This is a genomic window from Polaromonas sp. P1_F9 (genome assembly GCF_056405615.1).
On sequence record NZ_JBFUBT010000011.1, the window covers coordinates 1 to 18,551 of the forward strand.

An 18,551-nucleotide genomic window follows, 5' to 3' on the forward strand; every position below is an offset into this window, starting at 1 on the left:
AAGGACGAAGGCGGCCGCCACACGCCATTCTTCAACAACTACCGCCCCCAGTTCTACTTCCGCACGACGGACGTGACCGGTGCGATCGAGTTGCCAGAAGGCAAGGAAATGGTCATGCCAGGCGATAACGTGTCGATCACCGTCAAGCTGATCAACCCGATCGCCATGGAAGAAGGCCTGCGCTTTGCCATCCGCGAAGGCGGCAAGACCGTCGGCGCCGGCGTCGTTGCCAAAATCATTGCGTAATTTCCGCAAACCATAAGGAATTACCATGGCCACCAAGCAAAAAATCCGCATTCGCCTGAAGGCGTTTGATTACAAACTGATCGACCAGTCGGCAGCTGAAATCGTTGACACTGCCAAGCGCACCGGTGCGATTGTCAAGGGGCCCGTGCCCCTGCCAACGCGCATGAAGCGTTTTGACATCCTGCGTTCGCCCCACGTCAACAAGACGAGCCGCGACCAGCTGGAAATCCGCACGCACCAGCGTCTGATGGACATCGTGGACCCTACGGATAAAACCGTGGACGCCCTGATGAAGCTCGACCTGCCGGCTGGCGTGGACGTCGAAATCAAGCTGCAGTAAGCAAGAAATCGGGGTTTCGGCCACAAGCCGGCCCCCAAATCGACAGGTTTTAGCCCGGGTTTGCCATTTTTGACAGCCTGGGCTATACTCTTGGGCTGTCCTTTGCATATTGGCTTCGTGCCTTTGTGAATTGGGCGGTTTTATTAACTGTCTTTCACATCAAAACGTCTGTGGCCAATTGAAGTCGCAGCGGTGAAAGTTACGAAAGAACACATCATGAGTCTGAGCAACTCCCTCGGGTTGCTGGGCCGCAAAGTTGGCATGATGCGTCTGTTTACGGATGATGGGGACACAGTTCCTGTTACCGTGGTGGATGTATCGAACAACCGCGTGACCCAGGTTAAAACCGAAGCAAATGACGGCTACGATGCCCTTCAAGTGGCATTTGGCGCGCGCAAAGCATCGCGCGTGACCAAGCCGGCCGCCGGCCACCTTGCAAAAGCAGGCGTTGAAGCTGGTGAAATCCTGAAAGAATTCCGCGTGACGGCTGATGTCGCAGGCAAATACGCTGCCGGTACTGTTGTGCCCGCAGCCGACGTGTTTGCCGTGGGCCAGCTGGTGGACGTGCAGGGCACCTCCATTGGTAAAGGCTACGCCGGCACCATCAAGCGCCACAACATGAGCTCGCAGCGCGCGTCGCACGGTAACAGCCGTTCGCACAACGTTCCCGGCTCCATCGGTATGGCGCAGGACCCCGGTCGCGTGTTTCCTGGTAAACGCATGACGGGCCATCTGGGTGACGTCACCGTGACCACGCAAAACCTGAACATCGTGCGCATCGACGAAGCCCGTCAGCTGCTGATGATTCGCGGCGCTGTGCCTGGTTCCAAAGGCGGTTTTGTCACGGTTCGCGCCGCGATCAAGGCCAAGCCCACCACCGCTGCTAAAGGAGCGAACTGATGCAGGTCGAACTCCTGAATGACCAAGGTCTGGCCTCGTCCAAAGTGGATGTGCCTGATACCGTGTTTGGTCGCGAATACAACGAAAGCCTGATTCACCAGGTGGTCGTGGCCTTCCAGGCCAACGCCCGCCAGGGTACCCGGGCCCAGAAGGACCGTGAGCAGGTTCGTCACTCGACCAAGAAGCCTTTTAAACAAAAGGGAACTGGTCGTGCACGTGCTGGTATGACGTCTTCGCCACTGTGGCGCGGCGGCGGTCGTATCTTCCCGAACATGCCTGATGAAAACTTCACGCAGAAGATCAACAAGAAGATGTATCGCGCCGGCATGGCGTCCATTTTCTCGCAACTGGCGCGCGAAGGCCGCCTGGCTGTGGTTGATTCGCTGGCTGTGGATTCACCCAAGACGAAAGTCCTGGCTGACAAGTTCAAGGCCATGAACCTCAACTCGGTGCTGGTCATCGCTGATGTGGTTGATGAAAACCTGTACCTGGCTTCCCGCAATCTGGTGAACATTCTCGTGGTTGAGCCCCGTTACGCCGATCCGGTGTCGCTGGTTCACTACAAGAAGGTTCTGGTCACCAAGGCTGCCATGGACCAACTCAAGGAGATGTTCGCATGAGCGCCCGTAACCCATCTTCTCCAAAACTGAAATTCGACGAAGGCCGCCTGATGCAGGTTCTGGTCGCTCCCATCGTGTCTGAAAAGGCGACGATGATTGCGGACAAGACCAATGCCGTGACCTTCAAGGTGCTGCAGGACGCTACCAAATTTGAGATCAAGGCTGCTGTGCAGCTGATGTTCAAGGTGGACGTCCAGTCGGTTGCCGTCCTCAACATCAAAGGCAAGACCAAACGCTTTGGCAAATCCGTGGGCCGCCGCGACAACATTCGCAAGGCTTACGTGACGCTCAAGCCAGGTCAAGAGCTCAACCTCGGTGGGGAGTCTGCGTAATGGCTGTCATTAAAATGAAACCCACCTCTCCCGGCATGCGCGGGATGGTGAAGATCTCCCGGGATCACCTGCACAAGGGTGAGCCTTACGCGCCGCTGCTGGAGCCACAATTCCAGAAGTCCGGCCGTAACAACAACGGGCACATCACTGTTCGCCACAAAGGCGGTGGTCACAAGCATCACTACCGTGTGGTCGACTTCAAGCGCAACAAGGACGCCATTCCGGCCAAGGTCGAACGTATCGAGTACGACCCCAACCGCACGGCCCACATTGCGTTGCTCTGCTACGCCGACGGCGAGCGCACCTACATCATCGCCCCTCGCGGCCTTGAAGTCGGCGCCACGCTGATCAGCGGTTCGGAAGCGCCGATTCGCGTGGGTAACACCTTGCCGATCCGCAATATTCCTGTCGGTTCGACGATCCACTGCATCGAGATGCAAATCGGCAAGGGCGCGCAAATCGCCCGTTCCGCCGGCACCTCTGCAACCTTGTTGGCCCGCGAAGGTACCTACGCCCAGGTGCGTATGCGTTCCGGTGAAGTTCGCAAGATCCACATCGAATGCCGCGCCACCATTGGTGAAGTCGCCAACGAAGAACACAGCCTGCGCCGTCTCGGCAAGGCCGGTGTGAAGCGCTGGATGGGTATTCGCCCGACCGTTCGCGGTGTGGTGATGAACCCGGTTGACCACCCGCACGGCGGTGGCGAAGGCAAGACCGGCGAAGGCCGTCATCCAGTCGATCCATGGGGTAACCTGACCAAGGGCTACCGCACCCGCAACAACAAGCGCACGCAAGTGATGATTGTTTCGCGTCGCAAGAAGTAAGGCTAACCCATGACACGTTCACTCAAAAAAGGTCCGTTTGTCGACCATCATTTGGTAGCCAAAGCCGACAAGGCCGTTACCAACAAGGACAAAAAGCCGATCAAGACCTGGTCGCGTCGCTCCATGATCCTGCCCGAGTTCATCGGCCTGACCATCGCCGTGCACAACGGCAAGCAGCACGTACCTGTCTACATCACCGATCAAATGGTTGGCCATAAGCTGGGCGAGTTCGCACTCACCCGGACTTTCAAAGGTCATCCGGCTGATAAAAAAGTTGTGAGAAAGTAAGGAAAAGACCATGGAAACACGTGCAACCCTCCGGGGCGTTCGTCTGTCGGTCGACAAGGGCCGTCTGGTCGCTGACCTGATCCGCGGCAAGAAAGTGGATCAAGCCCTCAACATCCTGAATTTCACGCAGAAAAAAGCTGCTGGAATCATCAAGAAGGTTGTGGAGTCCGCCATCGCCAACGCTGAACACAACGATGGCGCCGACATTGACGAACTGAAGGTGAAAACCATCTACGTCGAACAAGGTGCCACGCTCAAGCGTTTCTCCGCGCGCGCAAAAGGCCGCGGCAACAGCATCAGCAAGCCCACGTGCCATGTGTACGTGGTCGTTGGCAACTAAAGGCAGCAGGATATGGGACAAAAAATCAACCCAACCGGGTTTCGCCTTGCAGTTAGCCGCAACTGGTCTAGCCGCTGGTACGCAAGCAACCGTGACTTCGCCGGCATGCTGGCCGAAGACATCAAGGTTCGCGAGTACCTGAAGGCCAAGCTCAAGAACGCTGCGGTTTCGCGCGTTCTGATCGAGCGCCCCGCCAAGAACGCCCGCATCACGATTTTCTCGGCACGTCCGGGCGTCGTAATCGGCAAAAAAGGCGAGGACATCGAGAACCTCAAGAAAGAACTGAGCCGCCAGCTGGGTGTGCCGGTCGCCGTGAACATCGAAGAAGTTCGCAAGCCTGAAATTGATGCCAAGCTCATCGCTGACAGCATCACGCAACAGCTTGAAAAACGCATCATGTTCCGCCGTGCGATGAAGCGCGCCATGCAAAACGCCATGCGTCTGGGTGCCCTGGGTATCAAGATCATGTCGTCCGGCCGCCTCAACGGCATTGAAATCGCTCGCTGCGAGTGGTACCGCGAAGGTCGCGTGCCCCTTCACACCCTGCGCGCCGACATCGACTACGGCACCTCTGAAGCCAAGACCACCTATGGAGTGATCGGCGTCAAGGTCTGGGTCTACAAGGGCGACACGCTGGGCCGCAACGATGCACCAGGCGCCAAGATGGTGGAAACACCAGCCGACGAAGAACGCAAGCCGCGCGGCCCACGCCGTGATGCCCGTCCTGGCGATCGCCCTGGTTCCGACCGTCCTGCTCCACGCGGTGCCCGTGCACCACGCGGTGCGACTAACACCGCTCCGGTAGATGGAAGCGACAAGCCGGCTGAAGCTACTCCTGGTAGCGAAGCCCCGAAAACCACCGTTAAGCGCGTCCGTAAAGCCGCGCCAGCTGCAGCAGCTGACGGTGCCAAGACCGAGTAATCGGTCTATTAACGGAGAATCAAAATGCTGCAACCCGCTCGCAGAAAATACCGCAAAGAGCAAAAAGGCCGTAACACCGGCATCGCAACCCGGGGTTCCTCGGTTGCGTTCGGTGACTTCGGTCTCAAATGCACTGACCGTGGCCGTCTGACGGCCCGTCAAATTGAAGCCGCACGCCGTGCGATTTCCCGTCACGTCAAACGTGGCGGCCGTATCTGGATCCGTGTCTTCCCGGACAAGCCGATTTCCCAAAAGCCTGCTGAAGTGCGTATGGGTAACGGTAAAGGTAACCCAGAGTATTACGTGGCTGAAATCCAGCCCGGCAAGATCGTGTTTGAAATCGTTGGCGTGCCCGAAGAGCTGGCCCGCGAAGCGTTCCGCCTGGCTTCTGCCAAGCTGCCGCTGCGCACCACCTTCGTCAGCCGCATGATTGGCCAGTAAGGGGAAATGACCATGACCAAATCCACTGAACTCCGCCAAAAAGACGTTGCCGGCCTGAAAACCGAAGTCAAAGAGCTGCAAAAAGCCCACTTTGGCCTGCGCATGCAAAAAGCCACGCAGCAACTGACCAACCTTTCCACGCTGCGTTCCACGCGTCGCAGCATCGCTCGCGCCAAGACTATCCTGGCCGAAACCATCGTCAAGCAAGGAGCCAAAAAATGACGGAAGCTAAAAAATCCCTCAAGCGCACCTTGATCGGCAAGGTGGTCAGCGACAAGCGCGCCAAGACCGTGACGGTTCTGGTTGAGCGTCGTGTGAAGCACGAGCTGTACGGCAAGATCGTATCGCTGTCCAGCAAGTACCACGCCCATGACGAAAAGGGCGAGTACCACACAGGTGATGTGATCGAGATCACCGAAAGCCGCCCGATCTCCAAGACCAAGAACTGGGTTGTGACCCGTCTGGTTGAAAAGGCTGCGGTCGTTTAAGTCTTGGGTTTACCTCAAGGCTGACGTCAAGTCACTCTCTGAAAAATGGCTCACCTTGGTGGGCCATTTTTGTTTGCGCCGGCAATGTGTACGCTGTGTTCCCTGGTATGCCCTTCAAGGTCAGGTCGGTTTCTACACAGTGAGCGCACGCTTTTCAGCTCCGCACTAAACTGCGGGAGTTGATTTTCAACCCATTTATTATTTGAGGAGCACACCATGATCAAAGTAGGCGACACCCTTCCGGCCACCACGCTGATGGAATTTTCTGAAGTTGAAGGCAACGGCTGCAGCATTGGCCCCAACCCGGTTGACGTGGCCAAGGCCACCGCCGGCAAGACCATCGCGTTGTTCGCGCTTCCCGGTGCATTCACGCCCACCTGCTCGGCCAAGCATGTGCCTGGCTATGTGGAGAAATTTGCCGATTTCAAGGCTGCAGGTGTCGACGAGATCTGGTGCCTGAGCGTGAACGATGCGTTTGTCATGGGTGCCTGGGCACGCGACCAGAAGACCGGCGACAAGGTTCGTATGCTGGCCGATGGCAGTGCAGAGTTCGCCAAGGCCACGGGCCTGACGCTGGACCTGACGGCGCGCGGCATGGGCCTGCGCAGCAACCGCTACTCCATGCTGGTCAAGGATGGAAAGGTCGCCAGCCTGAATGTTGAAGGCCCCGGCAAGTTTGAAGTCAGTGATGCCGCCACGCTGCTGGCGCAAGCCAAGGGCTGATCACGCTGCCCCTGGCCCTTACGGGTCTGTCAAAGCCGCTGCCTCTTTGTCAGCGGCTTTTTTGTGCTCTGCTGGTGATGGCGGATTGACGCCGGTCAGTTAATTGCTATCAATAGCATAGCTGCTCGCGCAAGATCCTATTGGTCTGCGGCATGTTTTTCCTAAAAATCGACCTTGAGATAGTGCGCACCCGGGATCGGGTTGTGATAGTAGGGTGGGATCTCGGAGAATCCCAGCTCGGCATACAGGGCGCGCGCTGATTCCATGTCGTCCAGCGTGTCCAGCAGCACCGAGGAATAACCCGCCACGCGCGCCGCGTCCAAAATCGCTTCCGCCAGCTGCCGGCCCAGACCGAAGCGGCGAAACGGCAGGCGTACGTACAACCGCTTCATTTCCCCCGCGTTTGGGTAGTCGACCGAATCCAGTGCCCGCAGCGCACAGCAGCCGGCGACTTCCCCGTCGACCAGGGCCAGCAGCAGCGCACCCTCAGGGTCATCGTACTCACCGGGCAGTTCGGCCAGTTCGGCCTCAAAGTTCTGGAAGCACAGGTCAATGCCCAGCTGCTCCGCATACTCGCGAAAAATCAGGCGCGTGGCGGCCAGCTGCTCCGGCGTGTCGGGCGTGATGAACTGGATGGAGGGGCGTTGCACGGATCGGCGGGGGAGAAGTCGACAACCAGTTTACCGTGATTTGCAACTGGAGAGCAGGCCCGGGGGACACCCCGGCCGGTGGCATCAAAATGCAGGCGCGGCCAGTGTAGACACCCAGTAAGCCACGCCGCCGCAGACCGCCAGGATCAGCGCCGCAGCCAGGCGCGAGACCGTGTCGTCCCGCGATGGCGGGGCCGGCATCACCAGCTCCTTGTCACCGTGCAGCATGGCGCCGACCAGGTTGTGCTTGCGGGTCAGGTAATAAACGATGGCCGCGATGTGCAATACCACCAGGGCCAGTAGCACCCACTTGCCAATGTTCTTGTGATAGTTGGTTGCCAGGCCGACGGTGGCATTGGAGACAAAACGTGTCAGCGGGCCGGCAAAGGCAATTTCGTCGTCGCTCAGCAGGCCCGTGCCGACCTGGGCCACCAGAAATCCCAGCATGGCGAACACCGAACCAGCACCGATCGGGCTGTGGCCGACACCGTGCTCGGGTTTGCCTTGGCCCTTGAGGTAGCTGATGACGCTTTGGGGCGCATAAATGAACGCCCCAAAACGAGACCAGCGCCCACCCACCAGGCCCCAGACAATGCGAAACAGCAGCAGGGCCAGCACGGTATAGCCAAACCGGAAATGCCAGACCATGGCGTTGCCACCAATGGTGCCGGTAATGGCCAGCCCCAGCACACAAACCACCAGCGCCCAGTGAAAAAACCGCGTGGGGAAATCCCAGACGCGCACCTTGTGAAGATTCTTATTGGTGTACATGCTCACTCCTCGTTTTTGTGGTTGTTCTATGCAACGGTGCTCTATATACGGCCTCGCTGCCACTTGGTGCTTTCCCGTAGCGCATAAGTTCCTGCGGAACTTATCAGGTCTGGCTAAACTCAGCCCTATGGCAACAGGCAAAGTGTGTTGCCATTGCCCCATCTTAAGAAAAAACCTACGAGGAAACCCATGAAAGCTTTTGCCTGTATCGCCGCGGCCGCCACATTGATGGCCATGGCTGCTCCGGCCTCCGCGCAGTTTGCCAAACCCGAAGATGCCATCAAATACCGCCAGAGTGCGTTGTTTGTCATGGCCCAGCACTTCGGACGCGTCGGCGCCATGGCCAACGGCCGTGTCCCCTTCGATGCCAAAGTCGCAGCGGAAAATGCAGAAATCGTGGCCGACATGGCCAAGCTTCCGTGGGCCGGTTTTGGCCCCGGCACCGACAAGGGCGGCAACACCAAGGCCAAGCCTGAAATCTGGGCCGAACAAGCCAAGTTCAAGGAAGGCCATGAAAAGCTCGTCGCAGAGACCGCCAAGCTGGCCGCCGCAGCCAAAACCGGCAACCTTGATAACCTGAAGACCGCATTCACGTCCACGGCCGGCACTTGCAAGGCTTGCCACGACGCGTTCAGAAATCAGTAACACCCCCGTCCAGGCTCACTGCGTGTAGCCTGTTCCCCCCTCGAGGGGGCGGCGCCTGGGGCCGGCGAAGCCGGACCTCGGCCCCCGCTTGAATGGAGACATCTCCGCCCCGGGGTTGGGCAACAAAAAAGCCGGTTCGTTTGAACCGGCTTTTCTTTTGGGGGAGCGAAACGCTTCAGGTCTCTTTGAGAAGCTTTTCGATCAGCTGGTGCAGCGCCGCAAAGTCGGGCTCGCCCACGTACTGTTTGACGATCTCGCCGCGCTTGTTGACCAAGTAGGTGGTGGGTGTGAGCTGGACATCGCCCCATGCCTTGGCCACTGCGCCCGTGTTGTCGATGGCCACCTTGAAAGGCAGCTGGCGCGTCTGCGTGTAATTGACGACATAGCTGGGCGGGTCGTAGCTCATGGCCACGGCCAGCGTGTCGTAACCCTGGGATTTGTATTTGTTGTAGGTCGAAATGACCTTGGGCATCTCGGCCACGCAGGTTACGCAGCTGGTGGCCCAGAAATTGACGAGGGTGACTTTGCCTTTCAAGTCGGCGGTGGTTTGTTTGCTGCCGTCCAGCAGCACAAAGGTCGACTCCGGCGCGGCCTCGGCACCGCCACATCCCGGCAGGCAGGCAAGGGCCGCCACAGCCAAAATACCGGCCAGTGCCGTGCGGCATACTGTCAGGCGGGATGTCAATTTCATTGGAAGGACCTCATCATGCAACGTCGCAATTTTAACCAGGCCGGCGTCAGCGCGTTGGGCGCACTGATATTGGCCACTTACCACCAGGCCCACGCACTCTCGCTCGGGGACTTGTCAGGCATCAGCAATGCCGACGCCAGCGCCGGCCTGAAAACAGCCCTTGAGAAAGGCGCTGTCGCCGCCGTCGCCCTGCTGGGCAAGACAGATGGATTCCTCGGCAACCCAAAAGTTCGCATTCCTTTACCCGGATATCTAGAAGATGCCTCGAAATTGCTTAGAAACTTTGGCCAGGGCAAGCGGATCGATGAACTGGTGACGTCCATCAACCGGGCCGCCGAAGCTGCCGTGCCCATGGGAAAGGACCTGCTGGTCAATGCGGTGCGCACCATGAACGTGAATGACGCCAAGAACATCCTGACGGGTGGCGAAACCTCGGTGACCACTTTCTTCGCCGAGAAAACCCGCACCCCGCTGGGCGTGAAATTCCTGCCGGTGGTGACCAAAGCCACCGAAAAAGTCGGCCTGGCCAACAAGTACAACGAATTCGCCGGCAGGGCCGCCGGATTTGGTCTGGTCAAGAAAGAAGATGCCAACATCCAGCAGTACGTGACCGGCAAATCGCTGGACGGCCTGTACCTGATCATCGGCGAGGAAGAAAAGAAGATCCGGCAAGACCCGGTAGGCACGGGCAGCGCCATTCTCAAGAAGGTGTTCGGGTCGATGAAATAACGGTTTTTCTGAAATATTGTGTCGAAAATTCGCCTCTAGCCCATATAGGGCAAGCACAAGCAGCTATCAAAAAGTGAGCAGCATGAAGGGCAAGACACCGGAATTTGGTACAGGAACAGGAACGGCGTTCTCATGGGCCGGGTGGCTCCAAAAAAACGCATTTGCTTACATGCGGTTGGTAAATATGACCACGCGGGAAATGCCTTAACAGCCTCGCCAGTAAACGTGCTCTGATGAGGTTGCAGCGAACGGTCTGGAGCGGCTGCAGATACCGCGGATCACCGACGGTATGTGAAGAATGCCGCTCAAGCCGCCAAGCTGGGTTATGCAGGCTTCGTCTCGTGGCTGGGGGGCAACGGATCGACGCCGGCATGAAGCGCCGCAACATCAGCAAATCCGGACAATTGCCGAAACATGGATTTATCATCAAGAAGGACAGCCACCGCTTCTCAGTGGGTGGCAACCTTGCGGTTCACGCTTCGGGGTTGCGTCCGGTTCGGATTCGCGCTTCGCACTCCCCGCACGAAACCCACGAGGTGAGCCATGAACGAGCACCCCGATCAATGCCCCAGGGGCGCCAGCCCAGACCCTTCTGCCGCCACGGTTTTGGCGGTCACGGGATTGGGTGTGCGGCTGAAGTTATTCCTGACTGTGCTGGCGTTCGCCTCTCATGCCGCCTTCGCGGCCCCCTTGCTCAATGAGCCCATCCAGCCAATCCCCCTCACGCTGAAGCAGGACCCGGCACGTGCCGAAATCGGGCGGCAGCTGTTTCACGATCCGCGCCTGTCCGGAAATGGGCGCGTGTCCTGTTTCAGCTGCCATGACCTGACCAAGGGCGGCGGTGATGGCCGCGACCGCTCCGTCGGGCTCAACGGCGGGCTGACCGGTGTCAATGCCCCGACGGTGTTCAATGCGGCGCTCAATTTCAGGCAATTCTGGAACGGCCGCGCCGAATCGCTGGAGTCCCAGGTGGACCATGTCATGCTGAACCCGATCGAGATGGGGTCGAAGTGGGAAGAAGTGGTTCGCAAGATAGCGGACGACGCGAAATACAAAGGCGCGTTTGCCGCAGCCTACAAAGACGGCGTGACCAAAGCGAACATCCAGAACGCCATCGCGACATTCGAGCGGACGCTGATCACACCTAATTCGCGCTTTGACAAATATTTGCGCGGCGACGCCAACGCCATTACCGACGCGGAGAAGGTCGGCTACGCCAGGTTCAAGCAGTACGGGTGCGTTGCCTGCCACCAGGGCGTCAATGTGGGCGGCAACATGTTCCAGAAGTTCGGCGTCATGGGCGACTATTTCGCAAAGAGGGGCAACCCGACGGAGGCCGATCTTGGCCGGTACCTCGTCACAAAGGTGGAAAGCGACAAGCACGTCTTCAAGGTACCGAGCCTGCGAAACATCGCGCTGACGGCGCCTTATTTTCACGATGCCTCGGCCAAGACACTGGAAGATGCCGTCGATGTCATGTTCAGGTACCAACTCGGACGCGTTGCCTCCAGGGAAGACAAGGAATCCATTGTCAGGTTCCTCAATACGCTCACCGGCGAACGGGACTTCAAGCCGTGAAAAAACCGAATCAACTTGCCCTGGCGCCTATGGCGGCAATCACCGCCGTGCTGCTGTCCATCCTGGTGTTCCTGTATAGCAAAACCCAAAGCTTTGACGAGTCGCACTACTTTGAGGATATGGCCGTGCTGCGCCACCTGAAGCAGCTGGACGCGCAATGGGAGCTGGATGTGCTGAAGTCCAGGATCGGGATCAACACGCACTACGATGCGCTGGCCGATAACCAGGGCGAGATGGCCCGGCTCATGGAACAACTCGAGTCGGACACCCACGCCCACAAGCACGATGCATCCGGACAGGTGGACAAGCTCGCGGCGCTGGAACGCGCCGTGCAGGACAAAGCTGTCCTGATCGAGCAATTCAAGTCGCACAACTCTGTGCTGCGAAACTCGCTGGCCTTTCTTCCCACCGCAGCGGAAGATGTCCAGCAGTCGCTCGGGCCCGGCCGCGGCGCCACAGAGCTGGCGCTCCGGCAGATTTCGTCTGGCGTCAGCAGGCTGCTGCTCGCGAGCATGCTGTACAGCCAGAGCCCGACCGACGAAAAAGGGGCCGAGATAGAAGAGGAGCTGGGCCGGCTTGACGGCAAGCTGCACCATACTCCGCCGGGCATTGCCGACAGGCTGGGGATCTTCCGCGCGCATGTCCAGACCATCCTGCGCGAACAAAAAACAGTCAACGAACTTCTCGCAGGTATTTCCTCGGCACCGACCGCCAAACTGCTCGATACGGCCAACGATGTATCAACGATCGAGCAGCAGCGCGCGGGGGTGGAGGGCGAGCGCTACGGCCGTTACCTGCTGATTTTCTCGGCGGTGCTGGTGGCCCTGCTGCTGTATGCAGCCCTTCACGTGTTGCGCAGCCATGCCGTGATCCGGCGCGTCAACACGGAACTCCAGGCGGCCAATGAGCACCTTGAACAGCGCGTGCAGGAACGGACGCAGGAGCTGCGCCAGGCGCAAAGCGAGCTGATGACTGCGGCGCGCCAGGCGGGCATGGCCGAGATCGCCACCAATGTGCTGCACAACGTGGGCAACATCCTCAACAGCGTCAACGTCTCGGCCGACCTCATCGGCAGTACCTTGCACAAATCCAGGGTGCAGGGGCTTTCCCGGGGGGTGCAGCTGATGAACGAGCACGCCACGGATCTGGCCCATTTTCTGGTTCACGACGAGAAGGGCAAGATACTGCCCGGTTATCTGAATGGGATCTCCCAGACCCTGGTGCAGGAACAGCAGGGCATGCTCAAGGAACTGGAACTCCTCACCAGAAGCATCGACCACATCAAGGACGTCGTCGCCACCCAGCAATCGTACGCAGGCGGAAGCAGCATCGTTGAACCGGTGCAGATCAGCGACCTGGTGGAGGACGCCCTGCGGATGAACGGTGTCTCACTGGCGCGCCACGGGGTCACTGTGGTGAAGGAGTTCGCGCAGGTGCCAGAAGCATTGCTGGACCGCTCACGGGTCCTGCAGATCCTCGTGAACCTGATCAGCAACGCCAAAAATGCCATGGCGGGTATGCCGGCCGGATCGCACAAGATCACGCTGCGGGTGGAGCCTGTTGGCGACTCGACCTTGCGGGTCTCTGTCATGGATGTGGGAGAGGGGATACCGGCAGAAAACCTCACGCGGATTTTCTCGCACGGATTTACGACGCGCAAAACAGGCCACGGCTTTGGTTTGCACAGTTGCGCGCTGGCGGTGGGCCAGATGGGCGGGACACTTTCCGCTCACAGCGACGGGCTGGGTCTGGGTGCAACCTTCACACTGGAGCTGCCAATGGATATCGCGCAGGCCAAACCATGACGAAGCTACAGAACCAGCGCATCCTGCTGATCGACGACATGCCGTCGATCCATGAGGACTTTCGCAAAATCCTCGCGGCGAAACCGGCGGCGCGTGATCTGGACGCTGCCGAAGCCGAGTTGTTTGGTGAGGCCACGCAGATTTCCTGCAGTGATTTTGAACTCGACTCCGCCTATCAAGGCGCCGAAGGTGTGGCCAAGGTGGAGGAATCCATCCGGGCCGGGCGGCCCTATGCCATGGCCTTTGTGGACATGCGCATGCCGCCGGGCTGGGACGGGGTGGAGACCATTGAACGGCTTTGGCGCGTTGATCCGCATGTGCAGATCGTGATCTGCACCGCCTACTCCGACCACCCCTGGGAAGATGTGCTGGCGCGGCTGGACGTGCAGGACCGCATGCTGGTGCTCAAAAAGCCATTCGACATGATCGAAGTCAGCCAGCTCGCGAGAACACTGACCGCCAAATGGGAGCTGGCGCGGCGCGCGGCAGCACAGGTGAGCAGCCTGGAAGATACCGTGCAGGATCTCAGGGCAACCGAAGCGGCTTTGCGCCAGTCCAACAAGGAACTCGAAGCCTTCTCGTATTCGCTCGCGCATGACTTGCGCTCTCCCCTGAACTCGATTGACGGCTTCAGCCATTTGCTGCAAAAGGCCGTCAGCGGTGATGCGGCGGAACGCGCGAGGCATTACCTGAGCCGGATCCGCGAGGGAGTCAGGCAAATGGGTGAGCTCACGGATGGCCTTCTGCTGCTGGCCCAGGTGTCCCGTACCAACCTGAAGATCGAGACCGTCGACCTCACGGCAATAGCCGAGCGCGTGCGCGGGGACTGCCAGAAACGCAATACCGCGCGGGACGTGAAAGTCCATATAACGCCCAACCTTGCCGCTGTGGGTGACTCCGCGTTGCTGGGCCAGGTAATGGAAAACCTTATTTCCAACGCATGGAAGTTCACCGCCCATGCCGCTGCCCCCGAGATCTGGATTGGGGCGCAGCGCCCCGACAACGAAAGTACGGTTTATTTCGTCCGTGATAACGGCGCGGGGTTTGACATGACTTATGCAGACAAACTTTTCGGCACCTTCCAGCGCCTGCATTCGCCGGGTGAATTTGCAGGAATGGGAATCGGGCTGGCAAGCGCTCAACGGATCATTTCCCGTCACGGCGGTCGTATCTGGGCCGAAGGCGCGGTGGGGCAGGGTGCCACATTCTTCTTCACCATACCATCGCCTGTGCGGCAACACTCGCCCGATGAAAGCCCGGCTGATGCGAAAAAACACAGGAGCCAGCCATGACTCAACTGCAGAACCGGCGCATTTTGCTGATCGACGACATGCCGTCCATCCACGAAGACTTCCGGAAAATTCTTGCGTCCAGGCCGGTTGCGCATGACCTGGACGATGCCGAAGCCCTGTTGTTTGGCGATGCTGCACCAGTGTCCGATGATGGCTTTGAACTGGACTCGGCCTACCAGGGACGTGAAGGCCTGGACAAGGTCGAGGCATCCGTTCGGGCCGGGCGGCCCTATGCCATGGCCTTTGTGGACATGCGCATGCCGCCGGGCTGGGACGGTGTGGAGACCATCGAACGGCTCTGGCGTGTAGATCCACAGATACAGATCGTCATCTGCACCGCCTACTCCGACCACGCCTGGGAGGACGTATTCGCACGGCTGCAAGCCCGGGACCGCCTGCTGATTCTGAAAAAACCGTTTGATCCTGTTGAGGTCAGCCAGCTGGCAAGAATGCTGACCACCAAATGGGAGCTGGCGCAGCAGGCGGCGGCGCAGGTGAGCGGCCTGGAGGAAGCCGTGCAGGAGCGCACCCGCGCCTTGCATGACAGCGAATCACAACTGCGTCAGATCACGGACAGCGTGCCCGCCTTGATTGCCTACATCGACGCCGAACAGCGCTTTCAGTTCCATAACCTTGCCTACGAAGAAGTTCTTGGCCTGAAGCACGTCCAGATCCACGGCAAGACCATGCGTGAGCTGATGGGTGGCGAGCTCTACGGAAAAGAGCGGGGCAAGATTGAAGAGGCGCTCGCTGGTTACGCGGCGCAATACGACCGCACGCAGGCAACGTCGGATGGCCAGCTGCGTGACTACGTCATGCAGTACTTTCCGCGCTACGGCGAAAACGAGGACGAAGGCAAGGTCGTCGGTTTTTTTTCGCTGGGCACCGATGTGACCGAACTCAAGCGCATTGACCGCATGAAGAGTGAGTTCGTCTCTACCGTCAGTCATGAGTTGCGCACTCCGCTGACCTCCATTCGCGGCTCACTGGGCCTGATCGCCGGCGGCGTGGCCGGAGAGCTGCCGGCCATGGCCAAAAACCTGGTTGGCATCGCCACCAGCAATTGCGAGCGGCTCATCAGGTTGATCAACGACATTCTGGACAGCGAAAAAATCGAATCCGGAAAAATGCGTTTTGACTTCCAGCAGATGGAACTGCAGCCTTTGCTGGCGCAAGCCCTGACAGCCAACGAAGGCTTCGCAGGCCAGCACAACGTCAAACTGGTCCTGGATGCCCCGGCAGAGGCGGTAAGGGTCAGCGTCGACAGCGACAGGCTGACCCAGGTCATCACCAACCTGTTGTCCAACGCCGTGAAATTCGCGCCGGCCCAGTCCCGCGTGGAAGTCCGGCTGCTGTGCAAGAACGGCAGGGTCCGGGTGGAAGTCGCCGACAGCGGCCCCGGCATTCCCGAAGAGTTCCGAAAACGCATCTTTCAGAAATTTTCGCAAGCCGACACATCGGACACCCGAAAAATGGGTGGCACAGGCCTGGGCCTGAACATTTCGCGCGCCATCGTGGAGCGGATGGGCGGCCAGATCGGGTTCACGACGGAAACCGGCGTCGGAACTGTTTTCTTCTTTGAACTGCCCGAGGCGGTTCCAGCGCCGATTCAAACCAGCATCAGGTCCGGCGCGGCGACCAGGCCGCTCATCCTGGTCTGCGAAGACGATCCCGACATTGCCCGCCTGATCAACCTGATGCTTGATAAAGGCGGCTTTGACTCGGACATGGTGCACAGCGCAGGGCAGGCGCTGGAGCAAGTCAGGCTGATGCCCTACGCTGCCATGACGGTCGACCTGAACCTGCCCGACCAGGACGGCATCAGCCTGATCCGTGCACTGCGCCGCGAAGAGGCGACGAAAGACCTGCCGATCGTGGTGGTCTCGGCCAACGCCGAAGAAGGCGAACTCGAATTTAATACCCAGCCGCTGGCGGTTTCAACATGGCTGGAAAAACCCATTGACGAGAACCTGCTGATCCTCAGTTTGCACCGTGCCATCGGCAACATGGCCGAAGGCCGGCCGCGCATTCTGCACGTCGAGGACGACCTCGATATCCAGCGCATTGCCGCAGCCATTGCCCAGGACTTTGCCACCTTTGAATTTGCCGCCACGCTGCGCGAGGCGCGCGACCAGCTGGCGCGCCGCCGTTACGACCTGGTGCTGCTCGACCTGACGCTGAAGGACGGCTCGGGCTGGGGGTTGCTGGACACCATTGAAGCGCTGGACATCGTCCCGCCAGTGGTCGTGTTTTCTGCACACGATGTGGAGTCGAAACAAAGCCAGCGCGCGGAGGCAGTGCTGGTGAAAGCACACACCTCCAACGAAGAACTGATTCGAACCCTGCAGCGGGTGCTTGATGAAAGCCTGTGGGGGACGGTTCACCCACCCCTGACTGTAGACCCACCCCCGTCCAGGCTCACTGGCGTGTAGCCTGTTCCCCCCTCGAGGGGGCGGCGCCTGCGGCCCGGCAAAGCCGGTTCCGCGGCCCCCGCTGGTGAAATACCCCCGTTAGTTACGCCATCGGACTCTTCAAGCCACGGGTGCCGCGGAACCGGCTTTGCCGGGCCGCAAGCACCGTCCCCTGCAAGGGGAAAAGGGCTACACGCAGTGAGCCCGATAGGGGTGCACCAATTTTTCGGCTTTGCCGGGCCGCAGGCGGGCGGCCCCCGAGGGGCTGGAGCCCGCGGCTCCAAGCCTGCCTGCGCAGGCTTGGACGGGCGACAGAGGCGAAGCGTCTCGCGAGCCGCGGCCTGCAAGGCCTCGGGAGCTACACGAAGTGAGCGACCGTGGGGGCCTTACTTCTTTTGACTGGCGCGGTAGACCTGCATCACCGTCGCGAAGTCGCGATCAAAGTTGATGGGCAGGAAGGTGTCGTTGCCGGGCAGCTGCTTTTTCAGTGTGGGCGAGAAGCTGTAGCTGAACGAGCATTTCTTGACGCGTGCCTGCAGTTCGGGCGAAACGTCCTTGCTCATGGTCCAGGTTTCCGTCATGAAAGGCGGGCTTTCCCAGATCGTGCGGATGCTCGAGCCTTTGACGTCGCCCTTGACGACCATGCGCTGGTACAAATCGCTGGCCACGGCTGCGGCCGGATAAAAACCATGCATCACGCCCGTGACGGAGCGCTCGTGGCCGTTGGAGAACACGACTTCGTAGTCCTTGTCCGGCGTCAGGCCCAGCGCCGGGAACAGCGCGCGCGGCGCGAGGTTGCCCGAGTTCGAGGTTGGCGTGGTGTGCGCGATTTTCTTGCCGATCAGGTCCTTGGGCTCCCTGTACGGGCTGTCGATGCGGGTGATCAGAATCAGCTTGTAGGAGTTGCGCACGCCGCTGGCCTTGTTGCCTGGCACGCCAAACGGCGCCGGCTGGCCGGCGGTGACCAACTGCGCAGCCAGGCCGGGGTTGACCTGTGCCAGCTGGACCTTGCCGGTCGAGATGCCTTCAATCAGCTCTTTTTCACCGAGGATGTCGATGTTGCTGGTCTTGTCCATCGATTCGCCTTGCGCGTTTTGCAGGTCGATGTTTCCGCAGCGTGACAGGTGGCTGAAGTAGTCGCCCCACAAGGCCATGGTTTCGCTCTTGCCGTAGGTTTTGGGCATGGCCACCACCATTTTTTCGCGTGGGCCTGAATACTTTTCGGGCGCGGGAGTAGCCGCCGCTGCTTTCGCCTTGCGCGCAGGCTTCGCCTCGTCGGTCTGGGCTGTTGCTGAACCCAGGGCGCAAGCGGCGCTGGCCAATATTGCTGCATGGCGCAAATAAAACTTCATGAGTGATCATCCCGGTAGTTGTGGATAAAACCGCATTTGCGGTCGCGCGGCAGAGACGCCGGTTAACCCCAGTGTGCTTCCAAACTAACGTTTACTTACAGGTTGACCGACTCTAAAGGGTCATAAAGTGGGATTGCGTCAGAAAGTTTGTGGTTTTTTCGCTG

General features: G+C 59.4%; 23 protein-coding genes. 19 read left to right on the forward strand and 4 right to left on the reverse strand.

All coding sequences use genetic code 11. From position 1 onward, the window contains the following. The 13 genes from AC1DYR_RS21635 to AC1DYR_RS21695 form a co-directional block, all read left to right on the forward strand. On the forward strand, positions 1-246 hold a 246-nt coding region (locus AC1DYR_RS21635; RefSeq protein WP_477686924.1), incomplete at its 5' end, for an EF-Tu C-terminal domain-related protein. A 25-nt stretch (positions 247-271) separates the two neighbouring features. Further along, positions 272-586, forward strand: a complete 315-nt coding sequence (gene rpsJ, locus AC1DYR_RS21640; protein ID WP_007838118.1) for a 30S ribosomal protein S10 — start codon at positions 272-274, stop codon at positions 584-586. 216 nt (positions 587-802) lie between these two features. Then, complete coding sequence (gene rplC / locus AC1DYR_RS21645; RefSeq protein WP_011481229.1) at positions 803-1,486, forward strand: 50S ribosomal protein L3; 684 nt, start codon at positions 803-805, stop codon at positions 1,484-1,486. After that, positions 1,486-2,106 carry a 50S ribosomal protein L4 gene (rplD, locus tag AC1DYR_RS21650; protein ID WP_011481230.1) on the forward strand — a complete coding sequence of 207 codons (621 nt, stop codon included), beginning with the start codon at positions 1,486-1,488 and terminating at the stop codon, positions 2,104-2,106. Before rplC ends, rplD begins: the two co-directional genes overlap by 1 nt. Then, positions 2,103-2,438: a 50S ribosomal protein L23 gene (rplW, locus tag AC1DYR_RS21655; protein ID WP_457281637.1), complete on the forward strand. Its 336-nt coding sequence runs from the start codon at positions 2,103-2,105 to the stop codon at positions 2,436-2,438. Before rplD ends, rplW begins: the two co-directional genes overlap by 4 nt. Then, positions 2,438-3,262 (forward strand): 50S ribosomal protein L2, encoded by an 825-nt coding sequence (gene rplB / locus AC1DYR_RS21660; protein ID WP_011481232.1) that lies wholly within the window; start codon positions 2,438-2,440, stop codon positions 3,260-3,262. Before rplW ends, rplB begins: the two co-directional genes overlap by 1 nt. Positions 3,263-3,271: 9 nt before the next feature. After that, positions 3,272-3,550, forward strand: a complete 279-nt coding sequence (gene rpsS / locus AC1DYR_RS21665; protein ID WP_007866503.1) for a 30S ribosomal protein S19 — start codon at positions 3,272-3,274, stop codon at positions 3,548-3,550. 10 nt (positions 3,551-3,560) lie between these two features. Next, on the forward strand, positions 3,561-3,890 hold the full coding sequence (gene rplV / locus AC1DYR_RS21670) for a 50S ribosomal protein L22 (protein ID WP_007866508.1): 330 nt from the start codon (positions 3,561-3,563) through the stop codon (positions 3,888-3,890). A gap of 12 nt (positions 3,891-3,902) precedes the next feature. Next, positions 3,903-4,811: a 30S ribosomal protein S3 gene (gene rpsC / locus AC1DYR_RS21675; RefSeq protein WP_457281636.1), complete on the forward strand. Its 909-nt coding sequence runs from the start codon at positions 3,903-3,905 to the stop codon at positions 4,809-4,811. Between the two features lie 24 nt (positions 4,812-4,835). Then, entirely contained in the window at positions 4,836-5,252 is a 417-nt protein-coding gene (gene rplP, locus AC1DYR_RS21680) for a 50S ribosomal protein L16 (protein ID WP_122954483.1), read from the forward strand. 12 nt (positions 5,253-5,264) lie between these two features. After that, entirely contained in the window at positions 5,265-5,474 is a 210-nt protein-coding gene (rpmC, locus tag AC1DYR_RS21685) for a 50S ribosomal protein L29 (protein WP_431098894.1), read from the forward strand. Beyond that, positions 5,471-5,740, forward strand: a complete 270-nt coding sequence (gene rpsQ, locus AC1DYR_RS21690; protein WP_457281635.1) for a 30S ribosomal protein S17 — start codon at positions 5,471-5,473, stop codon at positions 5,738-5,740. Before rpmC ends, rpsQ begins: the two co-directional genes overlap by 4 nt. A 216-nt stretch (positions 5,741-5,956) precedes the next feature. Then, on the forward strand, positions 5,957-6,463 hold the full coding sequence (locus AC1DYR_RS21695; RefSeq protein WP_477706896.1) for a redoxin family protein: 507 nt from the start codon (positions 5,957-5,959) through the stop codon (positions 6,461-6,463). 161 nt (positions 6,464-6,624) lie between these two features. On the opposite strand, the gene AC1DYR_RS21700 is transcribed toward AC1DYR_RS21695, so the two are convergent. Both AC1DYR_RS21700 and AC1DYR_RS21705 read right to left on the reverse strand, forming a co-directional pair. Next, a complete protein-coding gene (locus AC1DYR_RS21700) occupies positions 6,625-7,113 on the reverse strand; it encodes a GNAT family N-acetyltransferase (protein ID WP_477706897.1) in 489 nt (162 codons plus the stop codon). 84 nt (positions 7,114-7,197) lie between these two features. Further along, on the reverse strand, positions 7,198-7,884 hold the full coding sequence (locus AC1DYR_RS21705; protein ID WP_477706898.1) for a cytochrome b/b6 domain-containing protein: 687 nt from the start codon (positions 7,882-7,884) through the stop codon (positions 7,198-7,200). A 189-nt stretch (positions 7,885-8,073) separates the two neighbouring features. Here AC1DYR_RS21705 and AC1DYR_RS21710 point away from each other — a divergent pair, with 189 nt between their 5' ends. Next, a complete protein-coding gene (locus AC1DYR_RS21710) occupies positions 8,074-8,529 on the forward strand; it encodes a c-type cytochrome (protein ID WP_477706899.1) in 456 nt (151 codons plus the stop codon). Positions 8,530-8,704: 175 nt separating this feature from the next. Here the strand turns inward: AC1DYR_RS21710 and AC1DYR_RS21715 are convergent, their stop codons facing one another. Then, on the reverse strand, positions 8,705-9,220 hold the full coding sequence (locus AC1DYR_RS21715; protein ID WP_477648235.1) for a TlpA disulfide reductase family protein: 516 nt from the start codon (positions 9,218-9,220) through the stop codon (positions 8,705-8,707). A 15-nt stretch (positions 9,221-9,235) separates the two neighbouring features. On the opposite strand from AC1DYR_RS21715, the gene AC1DYR_RS21720 reads away from it, so the two are divergent. From AC1DYR_RS21720 to AC1DYR_RS21740, 5 genes are all read left to right on the forward strand, one after another. Further along, complete coding sequence (locus AC1DYR_RS21720) at positions 9,236-9,949, forward strand: DUF4197 domain-containing protein (RefSeq protein ID WP_477706900.1); 714 nt, start codon at positions 9,236-9,238, stop codon at positions 9,947-9,949. 543 nt (positions 9,950-10,492) lie between these two features. Next, on the forward strand, positions 10,493-11,527 hold the full coding sequence (locus AC1DYR_RS21725; RefSeq protein WP_477706901.1) for a cytochrome-c peroxidase: 1,035 nt from the start codon (positions 10,493-10,495) through the stop codon (positions 11,525-11,527). Beyond that, positions 11,524-13,332 carry a DAHL domain-containing protein gene (locus tag AC1DYR_RS21730; protein ID WP_477706902.1) on the forward strand — a complete coding sequence of 603 codons (1,809 nt, stop codon included), beginning with the start codon at positions 11,524-11,526 and terminating at the stop codon, positions 13,330-13,332. The genes AC1DYR_RS21725 and AC1DYR_RS21730 overlap by 4 nt, the downstream gene beginning before the upstream one ends. After that, positions 13,329-14,624 carry a sensor histidine kinase gene (locus AC1DYR_RS21735; protein ID WP_477706903.1) on the forward strand — a complete coding sequence of 432 codons (1,296 nt, stop codon included), beginning with the start codon at positions 13,329-13,331 and terminating at the stop codon, positions 14,622-14,624. Before AC1DYR_RS21730 ends, AC1DYR_RS21735 begins: the two co-directional genes overlap by 4 nt. Beyond that, entirely contained in the window at positions 14,621-17,056 is a 2,436-nt protein-coding gene (locus AC1DYR_RS21740; RefSeq protein WP_477706904.1) for a response regulator, read from the forward strand. The genes AC1DYR_RS21735 and AC1DYR_RS21740 overlap by 4 nt, the downstream gene beginning before the upstream one ends. A gap of 365 nt (positions 17,057-17,421) precedes the next feature. On the opposite strand, the gene phnD is transcribed toward AC1DYR_RS21740, so the two are convergent. Next, positions 17,422-18,387, reverse strand: coding sequence for a phosphate/phosphite/phosphonate ABC transporter substrate-binding protein (gene phnD / locus AC1DYR_RS21745; RefSeq protein WP_477706905.1), 966 nt, complete (start codon positions 18,385-18,387; stop codon positions 17,422-17,424). Between the last annotated feature and the right edge of the window lie 164 nt (positions 18,388-18,551).